The organism is Streptomyces lusitanus, assembly GCF_042647945.1.
GTDB classification, from domain to species: Bacteria; Actinomycetota; Actinomycetes; order Streptomycetales; family Streptomycetaceae; genus Streptomyces; species Streptomyces pseudogriseolus.
This window is the reverse complement of the sequence record NZ_JBHRWL010000027.1, coordinates 144,023-161,754: the sequence shown is the minus strand read 5'-3', so window position 1 is coordinate 161,754 and position 17,732 is coordinate 144,023. Positions and strand designations below refer to the sequence as shown.

The following is a 17,732-nucleotide window of genomic DNA, read 5'->3' as shown; positions in this document are numbered from 1 at the left end:
GCGTGGATCCGGGTGATGGCCTCCTCGACCGAGACGCCGGAGATCCGCGCCATGTGCTCGACCTCGCTCGCCCCCAGGCTGTGGATGACGAGCTGCGGGAACTCCTTCTTGATGGCCGCGAAGTGCTTCTCGTAGTACTCGACGCCGTAGTCCGGGTGGTGACCGCCCTGGAACATGATCTGCGTGCCGCCCAGCTCGACCGTCTCCGCGCACCGGCGCAGGATGTCGTCCAGGTCCCGCGTCCAGCCCTTCTTCGTGTCCTTCGGGGCCGCGTAGAAGGCGCAGAACTTGCACGCCGTGACGCACACGTTCGTGTAGTTGATGTTCCGCTCGATGATGTACGTCGCGATGTGCTCGGTCCCCGCGTACCTGCGGCGGCGCACGGCGTCGGCGGCTGCGCCCAGCGCGTGCAGCGGCGCGTCGCGGTAGAGGACCAGGGCCTCTTCGGGGGTGATCCGCCCACCGGCGGCGGCACGGTCGAGGACGGGCTGAAGGTCGGCCTTCTCGGTCACCGGTGTCCCTTTCGCAGGGGTGTGGACGGACGGAATCAGCGTACGTCAGCCGTCCCCGCGCGCCGACGTCAGGCCGTGTACGCGCCGATCAGCAGCCCCGCGAAGGCACCGCTGATCAGGAACGGGCCGAACGGGATCGACGTCTTGCGGCCCGCCTTCCGGGCGACGACGAGCGCGCCCCCGTACAGCGCCCCGCACAGGAACCCGGCCAGCGTGCCGAGCAGCACCGTGGGCCAGCCGTACCAGCCGAGGACCGCGCCCGCGCCGAGCGCCAGCTTCACATCGCCGAAGCCCATGCCGGCCGGGTTGATCAGGAACAGCACGAAGTAGCCGGCGCCGAGCGCGAGCGCGCCCAGCAGGGCGGTCGTCCACTGCCCGGCGTGCTCGGGGACCAGCGCGGTCAGGCCCAGCAGCGCCAGGGCCGCCGCCGCGAAGGGCAGGGTGAGCGGGTCGGGCAGCCGCTGCACCCGGAAGTCGACCGTCGCGAGCAGCACGCCCGCGGGCGCCAGCAGCAGCCACACCGCCAGCTCCGGCCGGGTCCCGGTGGCCGCGGCGAGGGCGGCGCAGACCAGCGCGGTGACCGTGACGGGGACGGCGGCGCCCGTGCCGTACGCCGCTCCCGCGCCCGTCCCGTGCGGGGTTTCTCCGCACGTCCGACAGCGCGCCGGGCCGAGCCAGCCCGCCAGCGGGTGTCCCTGCGGGCACGCCGAGCGCCACTCCTCCCCCGCCGGGACGGCGAACCGGTGGGCGGCGCGGGGCAGCAGCGCGCCGGCCGCCGCGCCCCACAGCGCGGCGACGGCGATCAGTGCGTACTCCAGGCCCCCGGTCATCCCGTACGGCCGCTCAGCCGGCCGCCGCGACCGCGTCGCGCCACGTCGGCAGCAGGTCGTCGAGCAGCGCCTCGGTGCGCGGCGGCAGCCCGCGCGCCCCGCTGCGGGCCACCAGGTCGGACGCCAGGGCGGTGAGCCGCGCCGGGTCGTCCAGGGCGTGGGTGGCGCGCAGCAGTTCGTTCCACAGCCGCTCGTCGGCCGGGGCGGTGCGCAGCGCCGCGTTCAGCGCCTCGATGGCCTTCTCCGCGCGGTCCTTCTCCATGTGGAACTCGGCGAGCGCGAGCCCGGTGTCCGCGACGAGCAGCGGGAGCTGCGCGTCGACGATCTCGTGGGTGAGCCAGCGGTAGCGGCCTTCCGGCCGGTCGGCCAGGAGCGGACCGCGCACCAGCACCAGCGCGTCGGTGAGCAGCCGCCCGCGCACCGCCCGGCTGTCGACGCCCTTGCCCTGCGTCGCCTCGTGGTACAGCGAGCGCAGGACGTCCAGGTCGGACACCACGGACTTGGCGAGGGTGAGCCGGCCGTTGTCGTCGGTGCGCAGCCGCGGGGTGCCGTCCGGGTCGGTGCCCAGCCAGTCCCGCAGCCGGTCGAGGAGCGCCTGGCGCACGTCGTCGGTGACGCCGCGCGGCCACAGCGCGGAGGACAGCACCCGCGGGTGCACGCCCTCGCGGTGCAGGAGCAGCAGCGCCAGCGCCTCGTGCAGCAGCGCGCTGCGCTCGCCGTCCGGCGTCTCCAGGCCGATGATCTCGTACGGCCCGACCAGGCGCGCGTACACGGCGGGGCGGCCCTGCTCGCTGATGTCGACGAGGAACGGCGGTGCGGTGCCGGGCCCGTCGGGGCTGCGGTCCGGGTCGGCGTCGGTGAACAGCTCGACGACCGCCCGCTGGTGGGCGGCGGGCAGGAGCTGCGCGTCGAGTTCCAGACCGAGCAGCGGGGCGAGCAGCCGGCCCTCTCCGGTGATCTCCATCTCCCAGGCGGCGCCGGGCAGATCGCCGCTGCCGGTGCCGACGAGGTAGCCGATGCCCAGGCGGCTCGCGTCGGCGGCGAGTTCGGCGAGCGTCAGGGCGTCCTCGGGGGACGGCTCGGCGGCCAGCAGCACCAGGTGCGGGGCCCAACGGGTGTGCTGGGCCGGGCCGGTGCGGCCGGTGAGCACCGAGTCGTGGCCGGCGGCGCCGAGCGCGCCGCGCCGCTGCCGGGTCTCCGCCTCCATCGTCTCGATCAGCGCCTCGATGCCGTCGAGGTGGCGCAGCCGGCTGGGCGCGAGGGCGGTGAGGTCCTCGCCGAACCCGACGAGGGTGATGGTCATGCGGTCCGACCAGCCGTTGGTGGCCAGTTCGGCGGCCACGGAGGCGAACACGGCCGCCCGGTCCTCCGCGCGGCCGCTCAGCGACACGATGCCGGGGACCGACTCCAGGTTGAGCAGCAGCCGGGAGTCGTCCATGGTGCCGAGGCTGACGAGGCCGGGGTAGGGCGCGGCGGTGTCGACGTCCTCGTACGCCTCGGCGTCGGCGCGGGCCAGCATCCAGAACGTCTGGTCCTGCCCCAGCTGCCACGGGGACGGCGGCTTGCCGGACGGCTGGGCGAGCTGGAGGTGCAGGTCGCCGTTGCTCAGCCAGGCCGCGTAGACCGTCGGCAGCGGACGGGACTCGGCGGCCAGCGACGCGGCGAGCCCGCGCAGCGACCGGTCCAGCCGCCGTACGCCCTCGGGGTCGGCGCCGACCAGCAGCGCGTCCTGCACGTCGAGGGCGTCGCCGGTGGGCGTGGGCGGCTCCATGCCGCGCCGCCCGCCGATCCCGGCGAACGCCGACTGCCACAGCGCCTGCCGGCGCCGGTGGCCGAGCGCCCCGAGCAGACCGGCGGCCAGCAGGGGGGCGGTGAGCAGGGCCTCGGGCAGCCCGAAGGAGGAGGAGTCCTGGGCGGGCGTGGCGGCCTGCTCGGGCGCGGGGCGCTGGAGGTCGGCGTGGCCGGTGCCGGGGGCGGGGCGCTGCTCGGGCAGACCGACCTGGGCGGTGTCACCGCCGCCGGTGCCGCTGCCACGGCCGCTTTCGCCGCCCTGCGCCTGGTCGCCGCCCTGCGCCTGGTCGCCGCCGGACGCGCCGTCGCCGGTCCTCGCGTAGTCGCTGATCTGCTGCCGCACCTCGGGCGACACCTCGGGGGCGTCGTCCGGCATCTCGACGAGGTCGCCGCCGCGGGCGTCGCCGGGCATCTCCATGATCCAGCCGGGCCGGATCAGACTGGCCTCGGACAGCCGCGAACCGTCCGGCTGCACCCGGTCCTTGTTGAGCTCGAAGATCTCCTTGTAGCGGCGGCCGTCGCCGAGGTGCCGCTCGGCGATCTCCCACAGGGAGTCGTGGTGACGCCCCTCGGGCGGCTGGATCCGGTAGAACTTCGTGTCGCCCTGCTTCTCGGCCGCGGCGGGGGCCGCCTCGGTGTGCGAGGCCTGCTCGGCGACCGCGGCGGCGGCGCCGGCCGCCTGCTCCTGCTGCTGGGCGAAGAGACCCGGCGTCTGCTGGGCGGCGGCCACGGTGGGCCGCTGGTTGTCGTCGAAGGTCTGGCCGAGCTGCGCGAGCGAGGGCGTGAAGCTGGCGGCGGTCGCGCCGACCAGCAGCAGCGCGGCGACGAGCTGCCGGGCGAGCAGCTGGCTGGGCCCGGCGCCGGGCACCCGCCCCGGCACCCCGACGCCCGACAGGGCGGCCTTCATCTCCACCAGCACGCACGCGGTGAACTGCGCCCAGGCGAGCCACACGACGAACGTGAGGATGCCGAGGAACGTCGACACGGAGATGTCCTGCTTGAGCCACTCCATCGGCTCGAACGTCTCCGGGAACGGCCAGCCCGCCGTCATCGCCAGCGCGGCCGGCACCCCGACGAGCAGCACCGCCAGCGCGACGAACGCCAGGAACGCCTTCACGAAGTCCCCGAACGTCCGCTGCCGCACCCGCACGGGCTGCGGCGTCCGGTTCCTCGGAGCCGTCGAGCTGGACGAGCTGGGACTGCGGCGTCGCGGCATGGCGGGTGTCCTGAGGTGTGGGAGGAAGGGGTCGTTGAGGCTAAGGGGATCTTATTGACTCGAATGGCCGCAGTCGAAGGGGTGCCGCCGGTCTCCGCCCGACAGGTCCCTGTCCCTGCCCCGCCCTGGGGCGCTTCCCACATCCCCCACACAATCCGCCGGGGCCTCACAAATGCCCCTGATAGCTTCGTTGTCGCCTACGTACAGCCGATACCAGGGGGATTCGTCCGTGGCCCGCAGCGCCTTCCTCACCACCGCAGCCGCCCTCACCGCGACGACGGCTCTGCTGCTCACGGGTTGCGGAGGCGACGACTCGTCGTCGGACGACATCAAGGGCGCGGAGTCCGGTTCGTCCAGCCCCTCGGAGTCGGCGCCGGCCTCGGCCCCGCCCGGCGCGAAGCGCCCGGAGATCACCCTCCCGAGCAGCTTCAGACTCACCTTCCAGGACTGGAAAAGCGACGAACCCGAGGAGCAGGCCGTCCTGAACGACGGCAAGGAGGAACTCCGTTCCGGGTACGCGGCCATCATCGGCAAAGACCTCGACAGCGAGGCGCTCGTCTTCTACCACACGGAATCGGGCCTCTCGCAGGCCCAGCAGTGGATCAGAACCTACACCGACAAGAACCTCACGGTCATCGGTGACCTGCCTGTTTTCGACCCCGAGGTCGCGCTGGGCTCCGGAGACGACAACGCGGTGCTGAACTACTGCACCGACGAGAGCAAGGCGTCGACCAGGAACCTGAAGACCGGCGAGGTGGAGGGCAACCCGCCCGGCACGGACCCGGAAGTCTTCTACTCCGTGTCGATGACGAAGAACGGACAGGGCGTCTGGCAGACGGTCTCCGTCCGCTCGGAGCGGGGAGGCTGCCAGAGGTGACGATGCGTCGCGCTCTCGTACCCCTCGTGCTGACCACGGCGCTGCTGACACCGGGACCCGCCCACGCCGTCGGTGGGGGCGGCACCCGGGGCGACGGTCCCGCCGGCGGAGTCAAGGGCAACGAGTTGACGGCCAAGGCGTCGACGTCCCGCATCAGGGTCACCCAGACCAGCGGCCCCACGGGCGGCAAGGGCACCCTGTCGTCGATCGACCCGACCTGGGAACCCCCACCCTGCTGGTATGAGCCCGTGTTCACGCCGGAGCAGCTGAAGAATTTCGCGGAGACGGAGGCCGCCGGGGACGTCAGCATCCGGCAGGGCTGGTACGGCGAAGGGTTGTGGACCGACCACTTCAGGGACGGCAAGGAAGCCCGGAACTACTTCGGTACGCCCGCGAACGTGCCCGGCTACAAGAACTACAACCTGGGCAAGGACGGTTACTTCTGGCGCGGCGTCGCCCCTGACTGGTCCGCCCTCGACGACACCTCGCTGTGCAGCCGCCTCATGTTCTGGCAGGACGCGGGCGAGGTACCGGACGAACCGGAGGCCCCGACACCCGAGGTGCTCGCCGCGTACGCGTACGACAAGGTCAAGGTCCCGGAGACCGAGATCGAGCTGAAGCCGACGAACCGGTCCACGGTGAATCTGCCCACCTGGATCTGGCTCGACCACGGCACGTTCCGTGAGATCCGCGTCCGCGCGGAACTCCCCGGCACCGGCCTGTGGGCCGAGACCACCGCCAAGCCCGTCGCCCTGCACCTGGACCCGGGCACGAAGGACGCCGAGACCTACCCCTCCTCCGGCGACTGCGAGATCAACGCGGACGGCTCCATCGGCACCCCGTACACCCGGGGCAGCGCGGACGAGACCCCGCCGTGCGGGATCCGCTACCTGCGCGCCTCGGGCGGCGAACCGTACCGCCTGACCGCGTCGATCACCTGGGAGATCTCCTGGCAGGGCACCGGCGGCGCCCAGGGCGACCTCCCCGACGGCACGTTCGAGACGACCCAGGACATGACCGTCCAGGAGATCCAGTCGATCAACCGCTGACCGGGATCCGCGACGCCTCGGCCCGGGCCGGCCCGTCCCTCCGGGTCGTACCCTGCTCAGGGTGAGGGTCGGCCGCGGGCTACCGAGGGGGGATTCACATGGGTGAGGGACAAAGCGATCTCGCGCTTCCGTTGTCCGATCTGGAGGACTACGGGCGCCGGCTGCGGTCGGTGAAGACGCGGATGAATCACACCAAGAAGCTCTTCGACCAGTACAAGGACGACATCGGCGACGGCAGCGTGAACGACGCGCTCTCCGACTTCGAGTCGAACTGGGAGGACGGGCGCGAGGACATCACGCAGCAGCTCGACGCGCTCGCCGACATGTCCGACGCGGTGGTCCGTGAATTCAACAAGCTCGAGAACGAACTCACCAAGCAGGTCAACGAGAAGATGAAGGTCGAGGACAAGCGCCCGAAAAAGGGGAACGGGGCCGAGAAGTAGACTCCCCGGCCCCGGCCCCGCGTCGCGGGCTCAGTACAGCGACGCGTGCAGGTGGCCGTCCACCGCGACGCCCTGCGGGGACAGAGAGACGCCCGCGCCGGCGCTGAGGGCTATGTTCCCGGCCTCGACGTGGACGCCGAGGGCGCCCGCCTCCGCGTGGACGCCGAGGGCGAGGCCGGCGCCGCCGCCCGCCTGGCCGCCGGAGACGAGGTCGAGGTCGGCGTCGGAGAGTTCGGCGGTTTCCACCCGGGGGGCGAGGTTCATGGGGGCGCGTTCCCTTCGTGTCGGACGATGCGTCGCGGAAAGTTCGCCGATTTCCGTCACACGGAAGGCCCGGACACGGAAAAGCACCGGCCCGCGGCGAACGAACAGCACCGCCCGATCAAAGCACGCGGGGATACGGCCGACCAGCGTCGTCCGGCCCGCGGTCCGTCCCCGTACGCCCCGCGCGTCACAGGTGTGACGGAAAGGACCGGGAAAGGTCGCAGGGCCTTCACGCCAGGGCGGTGGCCATTCACCTCGCGGAGGCTCCGGCCAAGTGATCGACCGGCTTCCGTCACCGCTCTGAGAAGCACTCGTGAACCCTGTGCCGATTCCCCGGATTCTTCGGGGTCACGCCCGCCGTACCCCGGCGGGAACGCCCGTCAGCCGACCTCGTTCTCCGCCACGGCCTGACCGTGCACCACCACGTCGCCGCCGTAGAACATCCCCGTGAACACGGGCGAGTACGTCAGCTGGACCTCGACCTCGACCGCGTCGACCGTCGCCGTCACGCAGTGGGTGGCGGCGATGTCCGGGCCGGACATGTCCATCTCGCGGGCGAAGGCCTTCACCCGGGCGTCGCAGTTCTCGAAGTTGATGGGGGCGGGGCCGCCCTCGTTGTCGTAGAGGGCCTCGCGGTCGATGTCCTGGGCGGCGAAGCGGGCCGCCTGTTCCGCGATGTCCGCCGCGCGCTCCCGCTTGGAGATCGACATGCCGCCGTCGATGACGAACGCCGCCAGGGAGAGGAAGACCAGCGCGAAGATGATGACCGCGCCGGCGCCCGAGCCGCGGTCGTCCAGCCGCGTACGGCGGTCCGCCAGCCAGTTCCGCACACGCGCACGCGCCGCCCTCACGCCGTCCTCCGGTACGGGTCGAGCGGCGAGCTGAAGCTCGCGGTCAGCGTCGTCGGGATGTCCAGGCCCAGCATGGCGAGGCCGCGCACCTCGCAGCTCACCTCGACGCTGAACAGGGTGTCCGGCTCGAAGCCCCGGCTCGTCTGGACGACGGTCACCGGGCCCGAGCAGACGTCCTGGAGGTTGGCCTCCGCCGCCGCCCGTGCCTCGGCCATCGCCGTGGCGTGGTCCTTCTGGATCGACCCCGCACGCGCCGCGTCCCGCGCCGCGCCGTCCAACGCGCCCCGCCCGTCGACCAGTTGTCCGAAGCCCACCAGGACGAGGATGAACAGGATCATCACCGGCGCGAGGATGACGACCTCGACGGTGGACAGACCCGCGTCGGCGGTGTCCTCACGCCCGGCTCGCGGACGCGGCAGAGAACGGCGCATCAGTTCTCCCCCTCCTGCACGAACCGCTCCACCGGGCCCGCCGACCGCGCGTGCACCGTCAGGTCCAGGCCCGGGAACACCGTCGGGATACGGGCGGTGATCTCCACGCCCACCGTGTTCTGCTCCGGCTGGAGCATCTTCACGTCCGGGGCGATGACCAACTGCGGGCCCAGCTGCTGGATGTAGCTGTCCACCACCTCCCGCGCCTCGCCCCGCCAGCCGCCCGGCTCCGCGTCCGCCGTCGCCCGCGCCTTGCGCGCGCCCGCCTGCGCCGCCGCCTGGGCGACATGATCGGCGAAGAAGTAGAGCGCGAACTGCACCGTCGCGAAGATCATGAAGAACAGGACGGGCGTGAGGAACACGAACTCGATCGCGGTCATGCCGGAATCGCCGCGGGCGGAGGCGGCCTCCACCCGTCGGCGTACCCAGCTGCGTACGCGCACCGGCATCCCCGTCACGTCGAGTAGGTGTGTGCGGTCAGCAGGTCTTGCCCGCGTCCGCGCCCTTGATGCAGTCGCCGACCTTGTTGGCGCCCTCGCTGAGCGCGGCGTTGATGATCGCGGCCACCACGCCGACGATCGCCACGACGACGGCCGAGATGATGACCCACTCGACCGCGGAGGCGCCGCGGTCCAGCTCGCCGGAGCGGGCCCGCTCGACGCGCGCCCGCATGAAGGTGACCAGGAAGTCGACGGCGGGGATGCCGGTGTGGAAGGTACGTCCGTTCATGACGCGTTGTCCTCTCGAATTCGGTTCACGGAAGTTCTGACGTACGGCGCGCGGTCCGCGGTTCGCGGCTCACCGGTCCGGTATCTCACACCTGGAACACCCGCATCGCCGCCGGGAAGATCAGGAACACCAGGAACCCCGCGCACAGCAGCAGCTGCGCCACGAGCATCGACTGGGACTTCTCACCCGCGCTGCCCTCGATCTCGGCGAGTTCGCGGTGCCGCATGGTCTCGGCGCGCGAGGCGAGGGACTCCCGTACCTTCGCGCCGTCGTCCGCGACCAGCGCCAGCGAGGCGGAGAGGTCCTTGAGTTCCTCCACGCCCAGCTCCTCCCCGAGAGCGCCGAGCGCCTGCCACTGGCTGATGCCGGTGATCCGGGCGTCGGCGAGGGCGTTGCGGATCCGCTGCGTGGCCCAGCCGTCGGACACCTCGGCCGCCGCCATCAGCGCCTCGGGCAGACCCCGGCCGCCGGCCAGGCTCATCGACACCAGGTCCAGGTACGCGCCGATCACCCGCCGCAGGTCGCGCCGCTTCTCGGCCGCGTCCCGGCGCACCTCCAGGTCGGGCAGGACGAAGAACAGCACCGCGCACAGCAGCGCCAGCCACACCGGGATGACCGGGCTGCTGCCGAAGCCGAGCTGCCAGACGATGGCGAACAGGAACGGCCCGAAGAACAGGCCCGCCACCGCCAGCAGCACCTTCGTCGCCAGGAACTTCTCCCAGCTGCGCTCCAGGACGGCCAGGTCGGCGCGGAGCGACCGCTGCTCCCAGCCCTGCTGCCGGTAGACCTCGGCGACCTTCTCGCCGACCTGCGCGCGCAGCGAGGCGAAGCGGCCGGACGGCTCGCGGTCCGTGGTCCGCGCCGACTCGTACGCCGTGCCGCGGGCCCGCATCGCGTCGATCCGGGCGACCTGCGAGAGGGCGCTGCGCCTGGTGGGCATCAGCGCGCGGACCAGGACGTACACGCCCAGTCCGACGACCGCGCCGACGACCACCGGCATCGTCAGTTGGTCGTTCACCGGCGTACCCCCTCTTCCGGCTGGAACGGCGACGCCTGCGCGGGCCCGGCGCCCGGGGTGCGCGGACGCACCAGACGCACCGAGGAGTCGTCGCGTACGAGGAAGCGCTCGGGCGTCTCGATGGTGGACAGCTTGCGCAGCCACCAGAAGCCCAGCGCGAACAGCCCGCACACACAGGCGAGGACGACCTGGCCGACGGCCGTGCCGTACGGCTCGACGAAGTCACGGTTGAAGATGGACAGTCCGAGCACGAACGCGATCGACACGGCGACGACGATCTGCACCGAGCGGCGCGTGGACGCGCGCTGCGCCATCACCCGCTGCCGCATGTCGACCTCCTCGCGCGCCGACTTGGCGAGCGCGCCGAGCACCTGCCGCAGACCGGGGCCGCGCAGGCGGGCGTTGAGGATGAGGGCGGCGACGATGATGTCGGCGGAGGCGTCGTCGATCTCGTCGGCGAGCTGCTGGAGCGCCTCGGGCAGCGGGGTGCGGGCGCGCAGCCGGTCGACGAGCGCGTCGAGGTGCGGGCGCAGCACGGGCGCGGCGGCCCGCGCGGACGCCGGGATGGCCTGCTCCAGGCCGACCGCGCCGGCGATGGTGTCGCGCAGCGACTCCGTCCAGGAGGCGAGCGCCTCCACCCGCCGCATGGCCGCCCGCTCCTCGGAGGCGCCGCCGAAGAGGCGGTCCCAGAAGAAGACGAGCACGGCGGAGGCGATGCCCGCGACCGCCCAGCGGGTCATCAGCAGCACGGCGAGCCCGACGAGCGCGGCGAGCGAACCGCGCCGCCCGGCGAACCGGATCAGCTCGCCCGCCCGCTCGCTCGCCTTCTGCTTCTCGTGGTCGGGCTTCGCGGGCAGTCCGCGTACGGCGACGACGAACAGCGCGAGACCGCCGCCGACGGCGACACCGCAGGCGAGCGCGTACAGCACGGTGGTGGAGAACAGTCCGCCCATGGCGCCGAGCGACTCGAGCGCGGCGAGGTCGGTGGTCGTACGCGTCACCGGCTCACCCCCACGTTCCGCTGGGCCGGTAGCCGTGGGCCATCAGTTCCTCCAGGCAGGCTATGGGGGCGTGCGCGGCCACCCGGCCGTCGGGGGTCTCGGCGAACACCTCGCTGGACAGCACCCGCCCGTCCACGCCGTTCACCTCGCGCACGGAGGTCACCATGCGCTGGAGCCGGCCGCCGCTCTGGAAGCCGTTGCGCCGCTGGATGAAGACGACGAAGTTCACCGCGCCGGCGATGAGCATCTGGCTCGCCTCGATCGGCAGCCGCTCGGTGGCCTGGAGGGCGTAGGTGGAGATGCGGTTGAACACCTCGCTGGAGCTGTTGGCGTGGATCGTGGACAGCGAGCCGTCGTTGCCCTGGGACATCGCGTTCAGCATGGTCACGATCTCGTCGCCGAGCACCTCACCGACGATGACGCGGGAGGGGTTCATACGCAGCGACCGGCGCACCAGCTCCGCCATCGAAATGGCGCCCTGTCCCTCGGAGTTGGGCAGCCGCTCCTCGAACGCCACCACGTTGGGGTGCAGATCGGGGAAGGTGTCGAGGCCGAGCTCCAGGGCGCGTTCGACGGTGATGAGACGCTCGTGCGGCGGAATCTCGTTGGCGAGGGCCCGCAGCAGCGTCGTCTTTCCGGCGTTGGTGGCGCCCGCGATCATGATGTTCTTGCGGGCGCGGACCGCGCAGGCCAGGAAGTGCCCGAGCTCGGGCGTCAGCGTGCCGTTGCCGACCAGGTCGGAGATGAACACCTTGCCCATACGGGCCCGGCGGATGGACAGCGCGGGCCGGCGGGCCACGTCCATGACGGCCGACAGACGCGAACCGTCCGGCAGCCGCAGGTCGAGCTGCGGGTTGGCGGAGTCGAAGGGCCGGGACGACAGACCGGAGTAGGCGCCCAGCACCTGGATCAGCTCGATGAGCTCCTCGTCGGTCTCGGCGACCGGCTCGCCGCGCACCTCACGCCCGTCGGAGTAGCCGACGAACACCTGGTCGCAGCCGTTGATGTCGATGTTCTCGACCTCGGGGTCGTCGAGCAGCGGCTGAAGCCGGCCCACCCCGAACAGCGCCGCGTGCACGGCGGCGGCGTACTGCTCCTCGGTCTCCGCGTCGAGCGGCGTACGGCCCGCGTTGATCTCGGAGCGGGCGTACTCCTCGAGGATCTGGGCTATGACGGCACGGGCGTACTGCCGCTCGTCCTCGCCGGACATCGGCGTGACGCCGTTGACCTGGTCGAGGCGGCGCTGCTCCGCGATCCGGTCACCGGCGTCCTGACGGAACCGCTTGACCAGGGAGTGGTCGACAGCGGTCATCGCCCGGCTCCGTGACCCTGCGGCGGCGGGCCGGCGTGCGCCTGCTGATGGACGGCCTGGGCCTGCGCGGCCTGCTGCTGCGCGGCCCAGGCGGCGCCGTACTGCTGGTACACGTCGGCCGTGACCTTGCGGGCCGAGCGGATCAGCAGCGACTTGTCCAGCCGGCCGCGGCGGCGCCCGGCGAGCTGCTCGGCGCCGGCCGGGTCGTCGGCGAGGGTGCCGACGACGCGGGCGCCGGTCTGGGCGTGCACGAGCATGTCGTTGACCTGGCCGGCCAGCTTGGCCGCGTTGCCCGGGTCGGCGACCAGGACGACGCCGATGACGGGGCTGTTCAGGGTGGCGGCGCCGCGCGACCCGCCGTGCAGCTTGCCGGCCAGCGCGGCCGCCCGGTCCCGCACACGGGCCAGCGCCTCGGGCTCGGTGCGCGAGATCAGCAGGACGAGGGAGGCGTGCGGGAACAGCTCGACGGCCGGGGTGTCGCCGCTGATGCGGCCGCAGTCGGCGATGACGTCGGCGGGCGCGTTGGGCGAGTCGGCGAGGGAGGCGAAGGCGCGCCCGAGCGTCGGCCACAGACCGGCCAGGCCGGCCGCCTGCTCGGCGACGCCCAGTCCGACGAGAACCTCGAGTCCGCCGCTCAACGGCTGGACGTGGTCCCAGAGTTGGTCGGGCACGAGGCCGCGCCGCGCGGTGGCGGCGATGGACAGCATGCCGGTGTTGGGGTTGAGCGGGCCGCCGTGCGCGGCGGCGCTGCGGTACACGAGGTCACCGCCCGCCGGGTCGGTCTCGGCGAGCAGCACGCGGCGCGGCCAGACCGCCGCGAGGGCGACGGCCGCGGTGGTGACGCCGGGGGAACCCTTGTCGGCGGCGAGGGCGATGAGGGCCATGGGTCGGGTGCCGCCTTCTAGTTGCCAGTGACGAGGACGAGAGCCACCTCGCCGTTGGAGGCGGCCTGGGTGAGCGCCGCGGCCTGCGCGTCGTCGACGAGCAGCGTCACGGGCAGGTTGGTGCTGCTGACGAGGTCGTCGCCCTTGGTCTCCTTGACGTAGTCGACGACCGCCTTCTCCACGATCACGGCGTCACCGCCGCCGGTCGAACCGCCGGAGCCGCCGGAGCCGCCGGTATCGCCGTCGCCGGAGTCGGACCGGGAGGTCCCGCCGACGCGGTAAGCGGCCACCGTGGCACCGGACTTCAGCCCTGCCGGGTACTGCCCCTCCTTCAGGGACAGGCCGACCAGGGACTTCCCCTCGGGCACGTTGGCCTCTTCACCGAACATCTCGCCGACGGCGACCACACCGCCGGGGATGGTGGTGACGGCCTTCAGCTTCTTCAGGGCGTCGAGCTGCGACCACTTGACGTAGTTGATGCCCGGGTCCTCGGCGACCATCACCGACGTCGTGTTGCTGTCGGTGACCGCCTGCCCGGCCGGGATCTCCTGGGTGATCTTGACGACCTCGATCCGGTCACCGGCCTGAAGCACGAGCATGGTGGCGCCGAGCGCGCCCACCAGGATCAGCAGCACGGCCAGCGCGGCGAGGGCCGGCTTGCGCTCACGGGGCGGAGTGGGAAGCCGGTCCCCGACCGACGGCCCGGCCGGCACCGCGGAACGACCCGCGCCCGCCCCCGTACGCTCCTGGATCTTCACGCAGCCGCTCCCCGTACACCCAAGATGATGTCTGCCAAGTACTCCGAAATTCCCGACACTTCACCCACGTCTGCTCGCGCACGGACAAGCCCGACGGGTCGGACCTACCCGCCCGACCTGGGCAAATAGCCAACGCTGTGGTGAGTGTCAAGCCATCGCACCGTATCAGCCACACATAAGCCCCTCAAGACGGAGCCGACCTCGCGGACCTCACCGCGCACACCGTTATTCATCTGCAATTTCACTGTTGAACAACCCAGTTGGGACCGGCCCGCCACCTGTGCTCGAGCGAACCCCCGCCCCAACCGGCCGACCACGCCTGCCGTACGGTCCCTTACGTACCGCACATGAGCCCTGCACGATTCGCTCACGAGGACGCCGGACGGCCATGCCATGCTCGTCGCCCGGACCGGTGGGGACGGGATGCACGGAGGGCAGGGGCCTCGGAGAGCCGCCGCGGAGGCCGCCCTTGCGCCCGGACTCACCTCCCGATCGGCCCCCAGTCCCGTCGCGGTCGTGGCGGTTCGACGGGCTGGGCGGGCGCGGCCGGGTCACGGCCTGATCGCCCGGAGAACCACTCCCCCACCTGCAGGACCACTCCTACGAGGGAAGGGCCGCCGATCACCAGGCCGAACCCCAGCCCGAACCACCCACTGCCGTCCCCGCGACTCAGCATCCCCACTCCGGAGACGACGAGGACGACACCGCTGATCACCGGGGGCAGCAACCAGGGCCATGCGTCCGGCTCGGCCACCGCTTCCTCACGCCGCCCCTGACAGTAGGCCGACCACCAGAATTGGACGCTCCACCACACGAGCAGATACGCGGAGACGGCTCCGGCCCCCAGCCCCAGCCGGGCCGGCCATCCAACTCGGCTGGCGACCGCGGCGGCGGTGAGTCCAACGGCCAGGACGACCCAGAAGAGGAACAGCATGACGCCGACGGCCAGCCGGTGCCCACGGCCGCCTTGAAGAGCACGGTGCGAGATGAAGACCACGACCGCAGCGTAGACGGCACGGCTCTCCGTTGTACGTCCCGTCCAGGCACCCGGAAACTGGCATTTCGGCCTGGCCAAGGGACAGTTCGCGTTGGTGAAACCGAGAACTGCACCGATACCGTCACCGCACTGGAAACGTTACGTCTCACGGGAGCCCACTGTGAAGCGCCGCCGCACTTTGCCCGTTGCCGCCGCGTTCGCCACCGCAGCGACCTTGCTGCTGACAGCCTGCGGAGGCGGAGGCGACCAGTCCGGGGGCAGCGACACGATTGCCGACTCCGGCACCGGCCAGGGCGCCGAGAAGCCGACCAAGCCGGCGGAGCCCTCGGGAGCACCGGCGGAGGACAAGCCGGACGGTGTGGATGTGTCTGTGCCCAAGGACATGAACCTGGTCTTCGACTGGGACAAGCCCGAGGACAAGAACGAGGCGGCCGCCATGGACGACGCCGCGAATTACGTCCGGGCCATCTATCACGGCATCGACAAGCGCACGACCGACGACGCCGCCCTGGTGGCCTATTCCAAGGGCCAGGGACTGACGTACGGTCAGACGCAGATCAGCGCCAGGCTCGAGGGCGGATGGACGGCCACCGGCACCCGGCGCCACTACCAGGCCACCACGCGCTCGACGCCCGCCGGCGACACGGTGGAAGTGGCTTTCTGCGTCGACTCGACCAAGTTCTATTCGAAGGAAGTGAAGACCGGAAAGGTGATCAAGGGCACGCCGAGCCTGACGGACTTCGACCACTTCAAGATCATTATGGCCAAGGCGCCCACTGGCAACTGCCTCTGGCAGGCGTCCGAGGTGTTTGTGGAGGGGAAGGCGGCGACGTGCCAGTGACCAAGTCATGGGCCACTTCGGCCGTCACCGGCGCGATTGTCCTGCCGCCGGATTTCCCTCACACGTCACGCTTGAGATCTTCGCGATTCGCCCACGCCCTGGTCAAGTAGGCCCTCCGGGCGGAGCATGCCGACCTGGCGAACCGATTGCCGCACGGATACCGTCGTTGCCCTTGACTGAACATCTGTCTCACGGGGAGTCACTGTGAAGCGCCGCACTTTGCCCATCGTTGTAGCGTTCGCCGCGGCATCCGCCCTGTTGCTGACCGCGTGTGGCGGTGACGACGGGGCGTCCGGCGGGGGCGACGAGATCGCGGGGGCCGACACGGGGAAGAGCACGGCGTCGCCCTCCCCCGGTGGGGCCGACGTCACGGCCGAGCGTCCGGACATGACCCTGCCCGAGGACGTGGAGGAGCGGTTCGAGGGCTGGAAGACCGGCGACGCCACGAAGGACGCGGTCCTGGCGGATGCGGGGAGGGCACAGACCGCGGTGACGCACGCCGTCACCAAGGGCGATCCCGAGTCCCCGGCGCTCCGCTTCTACCAGTCGGGCAGCGCCCTCGCGGGCAGTCAGGACTGGGTGAAGGGCATCGTGGACGCCGGACTCACCTACTCCGGATCGGTGCGCTACTTCGCCCCGGAAATCAGCGTGTTCGACAAGAAGTCGGCGGGCGTCTCGTACTGCGCCGACGAGAGCAAGGCCTACAACAAGGACCGCAAGACGAACAAGGTGGACAAGACCCCCGCGACCGACGACTCCTACGTGCTCTACAGCACGCGCCTGGAGAAGAACGACAGGGGGGTCTGGCAGACGACGAAGCTCGAGTCGGAGCGGGGGAACAAGAAGTGCGTGCAGTGAGGGCACGGCATCGCTGGCTGGTCACGGGGGCGGCTGCCGGGGCACTCGCGCTCCTTCCCGGAACGGCGTTCGCATGGGGTACGCCGGGGGCGTCGAACGGCGAGAAGAAGGAGACGAGCGGGACCCGCGACGGGTCCGCCCTCGTGTCCAAGGTCGTCTACAGCGGCTCCACCTCCGGCGCCCGAGGCGACGGCGACGGCCGTGGCGCCCTGCAGCCCGTGGGTGACTGGTCACCTCCCGCCTGCTGGTACGAACCCCGTTCGGCGGAGCAGTTCCGTGACTACGTCGAAGGCATGTACGAGGAGACGATCAACACCCCCGGCCAGCACAGCTACGCCAAGCAGTCGGTCGGCATGTTCCGCGACGACTACAAGGACGGCACGTACAAGAACTACAACCTCGACAAGAAGGACGAGGGCTCCTTCTGGGTCGCCGTCCGTGACGAGGACCGCAGAATGGAGCCCGAGGCGCAGGCTTGCGACAAGCAGCCGTTCTGGGTGGAGAACGGCGACCCCGTCCCGGCCGAGAACGCGGTCACTCCCGAGGTGCTGGCCGAACTCGCCTACAACCGCGTACGTCTGCCGGCGGTCGAGGTGACCTTGAGGCCCGAGGCCGCCACCAAGGTGAACCTGCCCACCTGGGCCTGGCTGGACAGGACGAGGTTCAGGGAAACCTCGGTGACCGCCTCGATCGCCGCGGGCGGACTGAACATCCAGGCCACCACCACCGCCAGGCCCGTCTCCCTGAGGCTGGAGCCCGGCACGCCGGACGCCGAGACGTTTCCCGCCTCGGGTGAGTGCACGATCGACGCCGACGGCTCGATCGGTGAGCCGTACTCCCAGGGCAAGACCGACCTGACTCCGCCCTGCGGGCTGAAGTACCTGCGCTCTTCCGGCAACGGAACGTTCACGCTGCGGGCCACGATCACCTGGGACATCTCCTGGACCGGCACCGGCGGTGCGGGAGGCGACCTCCCGGACGGCACCTTCGGCGACGACCAGGCCGTCACCGTCCAGGAGATCCAGGCAGTCAACCGCTGACAGCGGCTCGGTCCCGGCTCCGCCCGCGCC

20 protein-coding genes are annotated in these 17,732 nt (G+C 71.5%); 6 read left to right on the top strand and 14 right to left on the bottom strand.

Annotated elements, in window-relative coordinates:
* The 3 genes from ACFOSY_RS30345 to ACFOSY_RS30335 all read right to left on the bottom strand — a co-directional run.
* On the bottom strand, window positions 1-512 hold a 512-nt coding region (locus ACFOSY_RS30345), incomplete at its 3' end, for a radical SAM protein (protein ID WP_394313029.1).
* A 68-nt stretch (window positions 513-580) separates the two neighbouring features.
* Window positions 581-1,342: a prepilin peptidase gene (locus ACFOSY_RS30340; RefSeq protein ID WP_394313027.1), complete on the bottom strand. Its 762-nt coding sequence runs from the start codon at window positions 1,340-1,342 to the stop codon at window positions 581-583.
* A gap of 13 nt (window positions 1,343-1,355) precedes the next feature.
* The gene (locus ACFOSY_RS30335; RefSeq protein ID WP_394313024.1) at window positions 1,356-4,349 is read right to left on the bottom strand and encodes a BTAD domain-containing putative transcriptional regulator; all 2,994 of its coding nucleotides are present in this window, start codon (window positions 4,347-4,349) and stop codon (window positions 1,356-1,358) included.
* Window positions 4,350-4,578: 229 nt separating this feature from the next.
* Here ACFOSY_RS30335 and ACFOSY_RS30330 point away from each other — a divergent pair, with 229 nt between their 5' ends.
* The 3 genes from ACFOSY_RS30330 (at window position 4,579) to ACFOSY_RS30320 (ending at window position 6,718) form a co-directional block, all read left to right on the top strand.
* On the top strand, window positions 4,579-5,226 hold the full coding sequence (locus tag ACFOSY_RS30330; protein WP_394313022.1) for a hypothetical protein: 648 nt from the start codon (window positions 4,579-4,581) through the stop codon (window positions 5,224-5,226).
* Between the two features lie 2 nt (window positions 5,227-5,228).
* Window positions 5,229-6,275, top strand: coding sequence for a hypothetical protein (locus ACFOSY_RS30325; protein WP_394313070.1), 1,047 nt, complete (start codon window positions 5,229-5,231; stop codon window positions 6,273-6,275).
* A 98-nt stretch (window positions 6,276-6,373) separates the two neighbouring features.
* The gene (locus ACFOSY_RS30320; protein ID WP_394313020.1) at window positions 6,374-6,718 is read left to right on the top strand and encodes a hypothetical protein; all 345 of its coding nucleotides are present in this window, start codon (window positions 6,374-6,376) and stop codon (window positions 6,716-6,718) included.
* A gap of 30 nt (window positions 6,719-6,748) precedes the next feature.
* Here ACFOSY_RS30320 and ACFOSY_RS30315 read toward each other — a convergent pair whose 3' ends face one another.
* The 11 genes from ACFOSY_RS30315 to ACFOSY_RS30265 all read right to left on the bottom strand — a co-directional run bounded on the left by ACFOSY_RS30315 (window position 6,749) and on the right by ACFOSY_RS30265 (window position 14,963).
* Complete coding sequence (locus tag ACFOSY_RS30315; protein WP_394313017.1) at window positions 6,749-6,982, bottom strand: hypothetical protein; 234 nt, start codon at window positions 6,980-6,982, stop codon at window positions 6,749-6,751.
* Window positions 6,983-7,362: 380 nt separating this feature from the next.
* Window positions 7,363-7,833, bottom strand: a complete 471-nt coding sequence (locus ACFOSY_RS30310; protein WP_394313011.1) for a pilus assembly protein TadG-related protein — start codon at window positions 7,831-7,833, stop codon at window positions 7,363-7,365.
* Complete coding sequence (locus tag ACFOSY_RS30305; RefSeq protein ID WP_394313009.1) at window positions 7,830-8,264, bottom strand: TadE/TadG family type IV pilus assembly protein; 435 nt, start codon at window positions 8,262-8,264, stop codon at window positions 7,830-7,832. Before ACFOSY_RS30305 ends, ACFOSY_RS30310 begins: the two co-directional genes overlap by 4 nt.
* Complete coding sequence (locus tag ACFOSY_RS30300) at window positions 8,264-8,713, bottom strand: TadE family protein (RefSeq protein WP_006133156.1); 450 nt, start codon at window positions 8,711-8,713, stop codon at window positions 8,264-8,266. Before ACFOSY_RS30300 ends, ACFOSY_RS30305 begins: the two co-directional genes overlap by 1 nt.
* 28 nt (window positions 8,714-8,741) lie before the next feature.
* A complete protein-coding gene (locus ACFOSY_RS30295; protein WP_006133157.1) occupies window positions 8,742-8,993 on the bottom strand; it encodes a hypothetical protein in 252 nt (83 codons plus the stop codon).
* Window positions 8,994-9,078: 85 nt separating this feature from the next.
* Window positions 9,079-9,993 carry a type II secretion system F family protein gene (locus ACFOSY_RS30290; protein ID WP_394313067.1) on the bottom strand — a complete coding sequence of 305 codons (915 nt, stop codon included), beginning with the start codon at window positions 9,991-9,993 and terminating at the stop codon, window positions 9,079-9,081.
* Window positions 9,994-10,007: 14 nt separating this feature from the next.
* Complete coding sequence (locus ACFOSY_RS30285) at window positions 10,008-10,964, bottom strand: type II secretion system F family protein (protein ID WP_394313064.1); 957 nt, start codon at window positions 10,962-10,964, stop codon at window positions 10,008-10,010.
* A 52-nt stretch (window positions 10,965-11,016) separates the two neighbouring features.
* Window positions 11,017-12,324 (bottom strand): CpaF family protein, encoded by a 1,308-nt coding sequence (locus tag ACFOSY_RS30280; RefSeq protein WP_369157523.1) that lies wholly within the window; start codon window positions 12,322-12,324, stop codon window positions 11,017-11,019.
* Entirely contained in the window at window positions 12,321-13,208 is an 888-nt protein-coding gene (locus tag ACFOSY_RS30275) for a hypothetical protein (RefSeq protein WP_394313007.1), read from the bottom strand. Before ACFOSY_RS30275 ends, ACFOSY_RS30280 begins: the two co-directional genes overlap by 4 nt.
* A 17-nt stretch (window positions 13,209-13,225) precedes the next feature.
* Complete coding sequence (locus tag ACFOSY_RS30270; protein ID WP_394313005.1) at window positions 13,226-13,966, bottom strand: hypothetical protein; 741 nt, start codon at window positions 13,964-13,966, stop codon at window positions 13,226-13,228.
* Between the two features lie 481 nt (window positions 13,967-14,447).
* Window positions 14,448-14,963: a hypothetical protein gene (locus ACFOSY_RS30265; RefSeq protein ID WP_394313003.1), complete on the bottom strand. Its 516-nt coding sequence runs from the start codon at window positions 14,961-14,963 to the stop codon at window positions 14,448-14,450.
* 160 nt (window positions 14,964-15,123) lie between these two features.
* On the opposite strand from ACFOSY_RS30265, the gene ACFOSY_RS30260 reads away from it, so the two are divergent.
* From ACFOSY_RS30260 to ACFOSY_RS30250, 3 genes are all read left to right on the top strand, one after another.
* Window positions 15,124-15,804: a hypothetical protein gene (locus ACFOSY_RS30260; protein ID WP_394313001.1), complete on the top strand. Its 681-nt coding sequence runs from the start codon at window positions 15,124-15,126 to the stop codon at window positions 15,802-15,804.
* Window positions 15,805-16,191: 387 nt separating this feature from the next.
* Complete coding sequence (locus ACFOSY_RS30255; protein WP_394312999.1) at window positions 16,192-16,662, top strand: hypothetical protein; 471 nt, start codon at window positions 16,192-16,194, stop codon at window positions 16,660-16,662.
* Window positions 16,659-17,702 (top strand): hypothetical protein, encoded by a 1,044-nt coding sequence (locus ACFOSY_RS30250; RefSeq protein ID WP_394312997.1) that lies wholly within the window; start codon window positions 16,659-16,661, stop codon window positions 17,700-17,702. Before ACFOSY_RS30255 ends, ACFOSY_RS30250 begins: the two co-directional genes overlap by 4 nt.
* Window positions 17,703-17,732: the final 30 nt, after the last annotated feature.

Excerpts from the sequence above, each read along its gene's own strand:
- ACFOSY_RS30340 (WP_394313027.1), bottom strand. The coding sequence starts at position 1,342 with ATGACCGGGGGCCTGGAGTACGCACTGATCGCCGTCGCCGCGCTGTGG.
- ACFOSY_RS30335 (WP_394313024.1), bottom strand. The coding sequence starts at position 4,349 with ATGCCGCGACGCCGCAGTCCCAGCTCGTCCAGCTCGACGGCTCCGAGG.
- ACFOSY_RS30325 (WP_394313070.1), top strand. The coding sequence starts at position 5,229 with ATGCGTCGCGCTCTCGTACCCCTCGTGCTGACCACGGCGCTGCTGACA.
- ACFOSY_RS30320 (WP_394313020.1), top strand. The coding sequence starts at position 6,374 with ATGGGTGAGGGACAAAGCGATCTCGCGCTTCCGTTGTCCGATCTGGAG.
- ACFOSY_RS30315 (WP_394313017.1), bottom strand. The coding sequence starts at position 6,982 with ATGAACCTCGCCCCCCGGGTGGAAACCGCCGAACTCTCCGACGCCGAC.
- ACFOSY_RS30305 (WP_394313009.1), bottom strand. The coding sequence starts at position 8,264 with ATGCGCCGTTCTCTGCCGCGTCCGCGAGCCGGGCGTGAGGACACCGCC.
- ACFOSY_RS30300 (WP_006133156.1), bottom strand. The coding sequence starts at position 8,713 with ATGCCGGTGCGCGTACGCAGCTGGGTACGCCGACGGGTGGAGGCCGCC.
- ACFOSY_RS30295 (WP_006133157.1), bottom strand. The coding sequence starts at position 8,993 with ATGAACGGACGTACCTTCCACACCGGCATCCCCGCCGTCGACTTCCTG.
- ACFOSY_RS30290 (WP_394313067.1), bottom strand. The coding sequence starts at position 9,993 with ATGCCGGTGGTCGTCGGCGCGGTCGTCGGACTGGGCGTGTACGTCCTG.
- ACFOSY_RS30285 (WP_394313064.1), bottom strand. The coding sequence starts at position 10,964 with ATGGGCGGACTGTTCTCCACCACCGTGCTGTACGCGCTCGCCTGCGGT.
- ACFOSY_RS30280 (WP_369157523.1), bottom strand. The coding sequence starts at position 12,324 with ATGACCGCTGTCGACCACTCCCTGGTCAAGCGGTTCCGTCAGGACGCC.
- ACFOSY_RS30275 (WP_394313007.1), bottom strand. The coding sequence starts at position 13,208 with ATGGCCCTCATCGCCCTCGCCGCCGACAAGGGTTCCCCCGGCGTCACC.
- ACFOSY_RS30255 (WP_394312999.1), top strand. The coding sequence starts at position 16,192 with ATGACCCTGCCCGAGGACGTGGAGGAGCGGTTCGAGGGCTGGAAGACC.